This is a genomic window from Streptomyces sp. NPDC000229 (genome assembly GCF_040300825.1).
Taxonomy (GTDB): Bacteria; Actinomycetota; Actinomycetes; order Streptomycetales; family Streptomycetaceae; genus Streptomyces.
Window position 1 is genome coordinate 20,729 of sequence record NZ_JBEPEL010000080.1, and the last position, 9,940, is coordinate 30,668.

A 9,940-nucleotide genomic window follows, 5' to 3' on the forward strand; every position below is an offset into this window, starting at 1 on the left:
CCCGCGCCGGACGCACCCGCGCCGGCGCCGCACTGCCCCACGAGCCCGGCACACCCCCACGACACACCCCCCACCACACAGCTCCCGCCGGACGCACATTCAGGAACCGGCAGGGGTTCGGCAGGCACCACCCCGGAAGTTCTACGAGAGGACGGCACCGACCATGACCACGACGACCACCACCGTCACCCTGGCCGACCTGACCCGCATGCTCCGCGAGAGTGCCGGCGAGGAGGAGGGCATCGACCTGGACGGCGACGTCATCGACACCCCCTTCATGGACCTCGGCTACGACTCGCTCGCCCTGCTCCAGGTCATAGGCCAGATCCAGCGCGAATACGGCATCGAGATCCCGGACGACGCCGTGGTCGACGCCGAGACCCCCGGGGCGCTCCTCGCCCTCATCAACGCCGGCCAGGGCTCCGCCGCCTGATCCGGTCCCCCGAACGCGGCCGCCCCGCCGACATCCCCCGTAGCGGGGCGGCCGCCTCGATCCCACGCACTCCGTCAGCGGCCGGAGCCGCGGCCCCACGAGGAGGAAGCATGTCGCTCACGTCGTCCAGCGCGGTCGTCCGGAGACTCGTCGTCAGCCCGGGCCCCGCGCACGAGCAGCGGGCGCAGTTCGTGGCCTCGGCCGCCGCCGTCTCGGCGGTGCTCCGCGCCTTCGGCCGACCACCCGGACAACTCCCGGTGCGTACCGTCGTGTACATCGGAGCGGCCGCGCTCGACCCCGGCCTCGGGCCCGAGCACGAAGGATTCACCGTCCGCACCGCGCTCACCCCCGGCCGCGCCCTGCGCCAGGCCCACCGGGAACTCCAGGAGAGGAGCGCCGACTTCGCCATGGTCGCCGGGTTCGGCGAACCTGACCCGCACACCATCACCGTGTACGCGGTCAAGCGGGCCGCCGAGGCGGTCGCCGACGCCGACCGCGTTCTCGGCGTCCTGGACGTGACGGGAACCGACGAGGACGCCACACCGCCGCTGCGGCCGCTGTACCACGGACGCCGCGCCACCGACCCGGAACGCCACCGGCTGCTGCTGTGGTCGGGGCGGGACGCGGAGGACGAGGTCCGGGTCCGCGGTGAACTGCTGCCGCTGCTCAGCGGGCTCCACAGCGAGGCGTTCCCCGCCCTGCCGACCGCCGTGCCGTGCGGCACGCCCCCGGGACCCGTGCGCGGCGCTGCCGTCGCCGTGGCCGCGCTCGCGGCCGGGACCGTCCACAAGGCCAAGGCCGTGCGCGCCGACCGGCCCCGCCCGGTCGCCCTGCTCTTCCCCGGCCAGGGCTCCCAGCACCCGGGTATGGCACGCGGTCTGTACCGCCGGGAGCCCGTCTTCACCGCGGCCGTCGACGCGGCCCTCGCCCACATGGGCGACGAGGGCCGGCGGATACGGGAGGACTGGCTCACCCCCGGCGAGCCGCGCATCCCCATCGACGACGTACGGCGCGCCCAGCCGCTGCTGTTCGCGGTCGACTACGCCCTCGGCCGGATGGTCCTCGGGTGGGGCGTACGCCCGGCGGCCCTCCTCGGGCACAGCGCCGGTGAGCTGGTCGCGGCGGTCATCGCCGGTGTGGTGTCACTGCCCGATGCGGTCGGCATGGTCATGACGCGGGTCCGGGAGGCGGTGAAGATCCCGGAGGGCGGCATGCTGGCCGTCGCCGCGAGCGAGCAGCAACTGCGCCCGTACCTGGACGCCGACGTCGCCATCGCGGCCGTCAACGCCGCCCAGCAGGTGATGCTCGCCGGCTCGGCGGAGCCGCTGGCCGCCACCGAGGCACGGTTGCGGGCCGACGGCTTCACGGTGGTCACGGTGCCCGCGACCAGCCCCTTCCACTCCCCGGCGATGGCGCCCGCCTCCGACGCGGTGGAGGCGGACTACCGGGCGATCCCCTTCCGGGAGCCGGCGCTTCCTCTGTATTCCGGCTACACCGGAGCCCTGATGCGCCCCGAGGAGGCGCTCAGCCCCCGCTTCTGGGCCCGCCAGATCACCGACACGGTCCACTTCCGCGCCGGGCTGGAGGAGCTGCTCGCGATCGAGGACGTGCTGCTGGTCGAGGCCGGCCCGCGCCAGACGCTCACCGCGTTCGCCCGCCGGCACCGGGCGGTCCGCCTCGGCGCCTCCGCGGTCACCCCGCTGCTCCCGGCTCGCCGGGGCACGGCGGAGGCCGACCGCCAGTCGGTGCTGACCGCAGCGGCGCGGATCTGGACCGAGGGGCACGACCTCGACATGGACGCCCTGTCCCGGCTGTGGACGTGGAGCGACGAGGGCGAGGCCGCCGCCACCGAGGAGCCCGGCACGGCGGGGCGGCAGGAGCCGGCGGCGGCACTGCGCTCATGAGGGTGATGGCCCGGTTCCTGCGCGGCTGTTACGACGCCCTGGCCGCTGCCGGGTGGCTCTGGCTCGGGGTACCGGTGCCACCGCCGGTGGAGGCGCGGCCCGCCCTGCGGCCTCCGCCGGCCGGCCACCCCGAGCGGCTGCGGCCGGACGTCCCGCCGAGCGACGCGGAGCTGGCGCTGTGGCAGCAGCTGTGGGAGCCGGCCCGGAAACGGTGACAGCCGGAGGCGTTACGCCGCATGGCGGGCGCCCATGTCTCCCATAAAGCCGAAGAAACGTTAATCCGACATTCTCGGGCGTGTTGCTGGAAACGCCTACGGTTCGGCACGTCTTCCCCGGAAGAGACCCCCGAACAGAGGTGACACCCGATGCTCCACAGACACGCCACAGCCGCGTGCGCCACCCTCACCGCCGTCGGCGCGCTGGTGCTGGCCGGCTCGCCCGGCGTGGTCGCCGCCGAGGCGCCCGCTCCGCCGTCCGCCCCCTCGGCGGCCGGCACCCTCGGCGCGGACAAGCCGTCCCCGGCGCTGCTCGACGCCATGCAGCGCGACCTCGGCCTGACCCGCGAGCAGGCCGAGACCCGGCTGAAGAACGAGGCTGAGGCGGGCGCCCGGGCCGGCCGCCTGCGGAACACGCTCGGCGACCGGTTCGCCGGGGCGTGGGTGAGCGGACCGGTCTCCGCCACCCTCACCGTCGCCACGACCGACGCCGCCGACACCGCCGCCATCAAGGCGGGCGGGGCCGAGGCCAAGGTGGTCCGCCACGGGCTGAGACAACTGGAGGCCGCCAAGGCCAAGCTGGACAAGGGCTCGGTCCGTACCAAGACCACCGACGCACCCGTCTGGTACGTCGACCTCCGCACCAACAGCGTGACGCTGGAGGCCGCCAAGGAGAACGCCGCCGACGTCTTCCTCACCGCCACCGGCGTCGACCGCGCCCTGGTACGTGTCAAGACGACGACCGAGCGGCCCCGCCCGCTGGCCCACGAGATCCGGGGCGGCGACGCCTACTACATCGGCACCGCCCGCTGTTCCGTGGGCTTCGCCGTGGTCTCCGGAACCCAGCAGGGCTTCGCCACGGCCGGGCACTGCGGCCAGGCCGGCGCCGCGACGACGGGACACAACAAGGTGGCCCAGGGCGAGTTCAAGGCATCGACCTTCCCCGGCAAGGACATGGCCTGGGTGGCCGCCAACGCCGACTGGACGGCGACGGCGCACATCAAGGGCCAGGGCGACCAGAACGTCGAGGTGGCCGGCTCCACCGAGGCCCTCGTCGGCGCGTCGATCTGCCGGTCCGGCTCCACCACCGGCTGGCACTGCGGCACCGTCGAGCAGCACGACACCAGCGTGTCGTACCTCCAGGGGACCGTGAAGGGCCTGACCCGCACCACGGTGTGCGCCGAGCCGGGCGACTCGGGCGGCCCGTACGTCTCCGGAACGCAGGCCCAGGGCGTCACCTCCGGCGGCTCCGGCAACTGCAAGGACGGCGGGACCACCTTCCACCAGCCGGTCAACCCGCTGCTCCAGGAGTACGGGCTGACGCTGAAGACCAACGCCGCCGACCCGGGCGACTCGGAGAAGGCGGGCGGCACCTGGGCCGCGGGCAAGGTCTACCACGTCGGTGACCAGGTCACCTACGACGGAGTCTCCTACCGGTGCCTCCAGACGCACCAGGCCCAGCCCGGCTGGCGGCCCCCGGGCGCCGTCGGCCTGTGGCAGCGCGTCTGACCGGCGCCGCGTGCGAAGGGCCCGGGTCGGCGGCCGACCCGGGCCCTCGTCGCACGGCGGGGATCAGCGGTCCGCCACCAGCAGGTCCGCGCACTTCTCACCGATCACCATCGTCGTGATGCACGGGTTGACGGTGACGAGGTCCGGCATGACCGAACCGTCCGCGACCCGCAGCCCCTCGACGCCCTTGACCCGCAACCGCGCGTCGAGCGGCGCCAGCGGATCGTCATCGGCCCCCATCCGCACCGTGCAGGCCGGGTGGTAGACGGTGTTGTGCGTCTTGCGGATGTAGTCCAGCAACTCGTCGTCCCCGCGCACGTCCGGGCCCGGCGCCAGTTCGGCGCCCGCCCACCCCGCGAGGGCGGGCTGCGCGACGATCCGGCGCGCCAGCCTCAGCCCGTAGGTCATCACCCGCGCGTCGTGCTCGTGCGTGAAGTACCTCGGGTCGACCATCGGCTTGTCCCGGTAGTCCCGGGTCCGCAGCCGCACGGTGCCACGCGACCTGGCCCGGGTCACGTTGGGCGTGAGGCAGAAGGCGTTCTCGGACGTCGGGTAGCCGTGCCGGGCGGTGTTCAGGTCGAACGGCACCGACCCGTAGTGGAACATCACATCCGGCCGGTCCAGGCCCGGTTCGGTGTCGTAGAAGACGCCCGCTTCCCACCACTGGCTCGACGTGGTGGTCATCGGCTGTTTCGCCTCCCACATGATCACGCCCTCCGGGTGGTCCTGGAGGTTCTCGCCGACCCCCCGGGAGTCGACGAGCACGTCCACGCCCACCTCGCGCAGATGCTCCGCCGGTCCGATGCCCGACAGCATCAGCAGCTTCGGCGTGTCGATGGAGCCGCACGACACGACCACCTCACGCCGGGCGCGTACGACACGGGTATGGATCAGGTCCGGGTCCAGGTACTCGGCCCCGGTGCAGCGACGGCCGTCGAAGACGAGCCGCTTGGCCCGCGCCCCGGTCCGCACCTCCAGGTTCGGCCGCTTTCCCATGACCGGGTGGAGGTACGCCACCGACGACGACTGCCGGACGTTGTGCTCGTCCGCGTTGATCTGGAACCAGCCCGCGCCCCGTACCACCGTCGTACCCGTGTTGAACGGTGTGGTGGGGATGCCCGCCTGGGCGCAGGCCTCCAGCAGTGCCGCCCCGCACGGGTCGCCGCCCTTGAGGGTGCGCAGCTTCACCGGTCCGAAGCGGCCGTGGTGATCGCCCGGTGCGTCGTTGTTCTCCAGCCGCCGGTACAGCGGGAACAGGTCGGCCGCGCCCCAGCCCGTACAGCCCGCCGCCGCCCAGTCGTCCAGGTCTTCCGCCGGTGCCCAGAAGGCGATGCACGAGTTGTGCGAGGAGCATCCGCCGAGCACCTTGGCGCGGGCGTGCCGCAGGAAGCTGTTGCCGTGTGCCTGCGGTTCGACCGGGTAGTCCCAGTCGTAGCCCGACTCCAGCAGGCCCATCCAGCGCTCCAGCCGAAGGATGTTGTCGTCCCCGACGTCACTGGGCCCCGCTTCCAGGACGCACACCGTGACGGACGGGTCCTCGCTCAGCCGCGCGGCCACGACGTTCCCGGCCGTTCCGCCGCCCACGACGACGTAGTCGAACTCCTCGCTCATGAGGGGGTGACCTCCTTCATCGCGACGGGCTCGGCGGTGGGCGCGGCGGCGTGTTCGGCCAGCACCCCTGTACGGTGCCGCTGCACGAACCAGTAGTAGGCGAAGCCGCCCACCGCGATCGCCCCGACGAACAGAACGGCACCCCAGCGCAGGTACCAGTGGTAGGGCGCGGCGGCGTTGTAGACGGCGGCCCGCGGCCAGATGAGGTTCAGGGTCATCACCGCGCCCCACACCACGGCGAGGACGTTCACCGGCAGACCCCACCGCCCCAGCGAGAACCTCCCCTCGGCGGGCTGCCACCTCCCGCGCAGCCGCGCCACCAGCATCGGCCCCGTGACCAGGAGATAGGCCACGTAGATCATGATGATGCCGATGCTGGTCACCACGGTGAAGATCTGCGGCTGGCGGATGTTGACCACCAGGATCGCCAGCGCCAGCACCCCGATGACCACGGTCGGCAGGACCGGCGTACCGAACCGCGGGCTGACCTTCGCCAGCCTCGACGACGCCGGCAGGTTGTTGTCCCGGGCCATGGCGAAGGCCAGCCGGATCGCCGCCGTGTGGACGGCCAGCGCGCACACCGTCACGGCGATCAGCACGCACCACAGCATCGCCTTGCCGGCCGTCGGCCCGAGCACGTCCAGGACGACGAACTGGAGCCCCTCCGTCGACAGCCGCTCGCCCCGCAGGCTCGACACGCTCATCAGCGCCAGCAGCAGGATCAGCCCGCCCAGGACGAAGGACGCGACGATCGCCCGGATGATGGCGCGCGGCGCGTTGCGCGAGGGGTCCAGGGACTCCTCGCCCAGCGAGGCCGCCGTGTCGAACCCGTACATGACGTACGCCGAGGCCAGCGAGGCGATCAGGAACGCGCCCAGGTAGCCGAACGTCTGGCCCGAGCCGGTGCCCGCCGTGTCCGTGACGACCTGGGGGCCGCGCACGACGTTGACCGCGAGCAGCACGATCAGCACGACGGTGGCGATCAGTTCGATGAAGACCCCGGCGGTGTTGATCCGGGCCATCAGCTTCACACCGAAGGCGTTGACCAGCGTGGTGAAGAGGATCAGTCCGGCCGCGAGCACGACCGCGTTGGTCGCCACGTCGTACGTCCCCGTGCCGTCGCCGACGAACTGGAAGGCGGACGATATCTGCGGGAGCGTCAGCTGGTAGGCGAGGGCGACGGCCGCGATCGACACGATCGAGGCGATGAGCATCATCCAGCCCGCAAGCCACCCGACGTGCGGATTGCCCAGCCGTTTGGACCAGTTGTAAATACTCCCCGCCACCGGATGGCGGGCGGCCAGCTCCGCGAAGCACAGCGCGACCATGAACTGACCGGCGAACACCATGGGCCACGACCACCAGTAGGCGGGACCGCCACTGGCGTAACCGAAGTAGAAGAGCTGGAAGGTGCCGGTGAGGATGGAGATGTAGGAGATACCGGCGGCGAAGGTGTGGAAGTTCCCGAGCGTGCGCTTGAGCTCCGGCCGGTAGCCGAACTCGGCCAGCTCGGCGTTGTCGTCGTCGGCGTGTCGTGGTGGTGCGGACGTCATGAGCAGCTCCTGATGGGGGAGAGGTCGTCGAGTCGGGCGAACCAACCCTGGGGCCCGGGGACGGTGTTGCGCCAGATGCGTTCCACCTCGCGGTGCCCGGCAAGACCCGCCGCCGGACCGAGCTCACGCCCGGACACCGTCGCGGAAACGTTCCACCGTCAGGACCGGGCCGAACGACTCCCCACGGACCACCGACAGCCGTCCGCCTCGACGACCTCCCCGACGAGCGTGGAGTCGGCCGGGCAGCGGATCTGGCGGGTGCGCTCGTCACGGCGGTCTCGTCCACGTACCGCCGGGGAAGAGGTCAGGCACGGGAGGCACCTCCCAGGTGCTCGGTCAGCCAGGAGTGGAAGATCCCGATGTGGTGCTCGGCTGGCACCAGGACGCCACCGGAGCGGTAGGCGCGGGACGCCATCGCCGGCTGGGTTCGCTCGCACGCGGCGAAGTCCTGGACGTTGACCCGGTGGAACAGCTCCACCGACTTGGACACGTCCGCGCCGGAGGCGACGACCTCGGGCGCGTACAGCCAGTCGCACTCGACGACCGTGCGGTCCTCGGCGAGCGGGAACATCCGGTGCAGGATCACGTGGTCGGGCACCAGGTTGATGAACACCGTCGGCTTCACCGTGATCGCGTAGTAGCGGCGGTCCTGCTCGGGCGCGACCTCGGGCAGCCTGGCGAAACCCTCACTTCCGTCGACCGTGAACCCCTTGACGCCGTCGCCGAAGGCTGCGCCATGACCCACGTAGTACTGCGCCGCGTAGCCCCTGGCGAACTCCGGGAGCACGTCGGTCAGTTCGGGGTGGATCGTCGCGCAGTGGTAGCACTCCATGAAGTTCTCCACGATCAGCTTCCAGTTCGCGCTCACGTCGTACGTGATGCGCCTGCCGAGCGCGAGGTCCTCGGTGCGGTAACGCTCGATGGAGGCCGCGTCGCCGAGCCGCTCCACCGCCGCGCCCACCACCGTCTCCTCGAACGACGGCGGCTCGTCGGCCAGGCACACCCAGGCGTAGCCGAGCCACTCGCGCAGGTGCACCGTCACCAGGCCGTACGCGGTCCGGTCGATGTCCGGCATCCTGGTCAGGTTCGGCGCGGCCACCAGCCTGCCGTCCAGGTCGTACGTCCAGGCGTGGTACGGACACTGGAGGTTCCGTCGCACCTCGCCCGCCTCCTCCAGGCACAGGCGGGCGCCCCGGTGGCGGCAGATGTTGAGGAACGCCCGAAGCTCACCGCCCCGGTTGCGGGTGACGATGACGCTCTCGCGGCCGACCCGGACGGTCCGGAAAGCGCCCGGCTTGCCGAGGTCGGCACTGCGGACCGCGCAGAACCACATGGACTCGAAGAGCCGCTCCTGCTCCTGCCGGAAGACGTCCGGGTCGGTGTAGTAGTGGCCGGGGAGCGTCGCCAGCAGGCTGGGGGGCAGGGGTGTTTTCGTCACGGCGGGCTCCTAGGCGGGCGCGGCGGTGAGGCGGACGGGGTCGAAGAGCTCGATCGGGTGCGCGGTGGTGCCGGTCAGCGCCAGGTCGGCCACGATCTCACCGACGACCGGCACGAACTTGAACCCGTGCCCGGAGAAGCCGCACGCGACGGTCACGGACTCCGGGTGCCGGGGGTGGCGGGCGATCACGAAGTGCTCGTCGGGCGTGTTGGAGTACATGCAGGTCGCGGCCTTCAGGAAGCGGCCCGGCAGGTCCGGGACCAGCCGGGCCGCCTGCTCCGCCATGGCCGCCACCTCGTGGCCGTGCACGGTCCGCTCGATGGTCTCCGGGGTGCAGACGGTGCCCTCGCGGAAGAAGGCGACCTTCGCACCCAGCTCCGGCCCGTCGATCGCCGGGAAGCCGTAGATCTGGACGCCGTCCGCGTCCTCCCAGACGTAGATCGGGTGGTTCCCGGGCAGGAAGGGCTCGGTGCCTCCCTCGGGCTGGAACCAGTACATGACCTGCCGCTCGATCGTGAACGGCACCCCCAGGTCGGTGAGCAGCTGCGGTGCCCACGCGCCCGGGCAGATCACCAACTGGCCCGCCGTGTAGGTGTTCTCGCCGGTGTGGACGCGTACGCCGTCGCGGTACGGCTCCCAGCGCAGCAGCGGCTCCTCGAAGTGCAGGTCGGCACCTGCCTGCGTGGCGAGCTGGAGGTGGGCGGCGGCCGTGTTCTCGGGCCGCAGCAGCCCGGCCCGCGCCTCGTACAGCGCCACCTCGTCGTCGGCGGGCGTCAGCGTCGGGAAGCGGCGGCGGATCTCCTTGGCGTCGAGCATCTCGTGCGGCAGGCCCCACCGCTCGGCCGTCAGCAGCGAACCGGAGACGGTACGGGACTCGGGGCGGCCGAGCATCACCCCTCCGCACAGGGTGGCGATGTCCCTTCCCGTGTCCCGCTCCAGCCGCTCGTACAGCTCGTAGGCGCGCAGCAGCAGCGGTACGTAGGCGGGGTCCTCGAAGTACGACTGGCGGGTGATCCGCGAACCGCCGTGGCTGGAGCCCCGGTTGTGGACCGGTCCGAACTTCTCCAGCCCCAGCACGCGGGCACCGCGCTCGGACAGGTGGTGGGCGGCGGCACTGCCCATCCCGCCCAGGCCGATCACGATCACGTCATAGGTGGGTGACATCTGTTCCGGCCTCCATGGCGCCTAGGGTCTTTCGTTTGGATCAGGCTGGATCAGGGAGTGGCGTCTGGTGCCGTGCATCGCAAGGCGGAGGTGGGGGTCCCCCCGCCGAAGGC

General features: G+C 72.0%; 8 protein-coding genes and 1 pseudogene. 4 read left to right on the plus strand and 5 right to left on the minus strand.

Annotated elements, in window-relative coordinates; genetic code table 11:
- Positions 1 to 163: 163 nt before the first annotated feature.
- The 4 genes from ABT360_RS28745 (at position 164) to ABT360_RS28760 (ending at position 4,061) form a co-directional block, all read left to right on the plus strand.
- Entirely contained in the window at positions 164 to 433 is a 270-nt protein-coding gene (locus tag ABT360_RS28745; protein WP_351822650.1) for an acyl carrier protein, read from the plus strand.
- Between the two features lie 110 nt (positions 434 to 543).
- A complete protein-coding gene (locus tag ABT360_RS28750) occupies positions 544 to 2,337 on the plus strand; it encodes an acyltransferase domain-containing protein (protein ID WP_351822653.1) in 1,794 nt (597 codons plus the stop codon).
- On the plus strand, positions 2,334 to 2,552 hold the full coding sequence (locus ABT360_RS28755) for a DUF6059 family protein (protein ID WP_351822656.1): 219 nt from the start codon (positions 2,334 to 2,336) through the stop codon (positions 2,550 to 2,552). The genes ABT360_RS28750 and ABT360_RS28755 overlap by 4 nt, the downstream gene beginning before the upstream one ends.
- Positions 2,553 to 2,702: 150 nt before the next feature.
- On the plus strand, positions 2,703 to 4,061 hold the full coding sequence (locus ABT360_RS28760) for a trypsin-like serine protease (RefSeq protein WP_351822659.1): 1,359 nt from the start codon (positions 2,703 to 2,705) through the stop codon (positions 4,059 to 4,061).
- Between the two features lie 63 nt (positions 4,062 to 4,124).
- On the opposite strand, the gene ABT360_RS28765 is transcribed toward ABT360_RS28760, so the two are convergent.
- The 5 genes and pseudogenes from ABT360_RS28765 to solA form a co-directional block, all read right to left on the minus strand.
- Positions 4,125 to 5,672, minus strand: a complete 1,548-nt coding sequence (locus tag ABT360_RS28765) for a GMC family oxidoreductase (protein WP_351822662.1) — start codon at positions 5,670 to 5,672, stop codon at positions 4,125 to 4,127.
- The gene (locus ABT360_RS28770; protein ID WP_351822665.1) at positions 5,669 to 7,225 is read right to left on the minus strand and encodes an APC family permease; all 1,557 of its coding nucleotides are present in this window, start codon (positions 7,223 to 7,225) and stop codon (positions 5,669 to 5,671) included. The genes ABT360_RS28765 and ABT360_RS28770 overlap by 4 nt, the downstream gene beginning before the upstream one ends.
- A pseudogene (locus tag ABT360_RS35435) lies at positions 7,222 to 7,423 on the minus strand (hypothetical protein); the annotation flags it as partial. The pseudogene ABT360_RS35435 and the gene ABT360_RS28770, both read right to left, overlap by 4 nt.
- Before the next feature lie 106 nt (positions 7,424 to 7,529).
- Positions 7,530 to 8,663, minus strand: coding sequence for an aromatic ring-hydroxylating oxygenase subunit alpha (locus ABT360_RS28775; protein ID WP_351822668.1), 1,134 nt, complete (start codon positions 8,661 to 8,663; stop codon positions 7,530 to 7,532).
- 9 nt (positions 8,664 to 8,672) lie between these two features.
- Positions 8,673 to 9,827: an N-methyl-L-tryptophan oxidase gene (solA, locus tag ABT360_RS28780; protein WP_351822671.1), complete on the minus strand. Its 1,155-nt coding sequence runs from the start codon at positions 9,825 to 9,827 to the stop codon at positions 8,673 to 8,675.
- Positions 9,828 to 9,940: the final 113 nt, after the last annotated feature.

Excerpts from the sequence above, each read along its gene's own strand:
- solA (WP_351822671.1), bottom strand. The coding sequence starts at position 9,827 with ATGTCACCCACCTATGACGTGATCGTGATCGGCCTGGGCGGGATGGGC.
- ABT360_RS28765 (WP_351822662.1), bottom strand. The coding sequence starts at position 5,672 with ATGAGCGAGGAGTTCGACTACGTCGTCGTGGGCGGCGGAACGGCCGGG.
- ABT360_RS28760 (WP_351822659.1), top strand. The coding sequence starts at position 2,703 with ATGCTCCACAGACACGCCACAGCCGCGTGCGCCACCCTCACCGCCGTC.
- ABT360_RS28755 (WP_351822656.1), top strand. The coding sequence starts at position 2,334 with ATGAGGGTGATGGCCCGGTTCCTGCGCGGCTGTTACGACGCCCTGGCC.
- ABT360_RS28745 (WP_351822650.1), top strand. The coding sequence starts at position 164 with ATGACCACGACGACCACCACCGTCACCCTGGCCGACCTGACCCGCATG.
- ABT360_RS28750 (WP_351822653.1), top strand. The coding sequence starts at position 544 with ATGTCGCTCACGTCGTCCAGCGCGGTCGTCCGGAGACTCGTCGTCAGC.
- ABT360_RS28770 (WP_351822665.1), bottom strand. The coding sequence starts at position 7,225 with ATGACGTCCGCACCACCACGACACGCCGACGACGACAACGCCGAGCTG.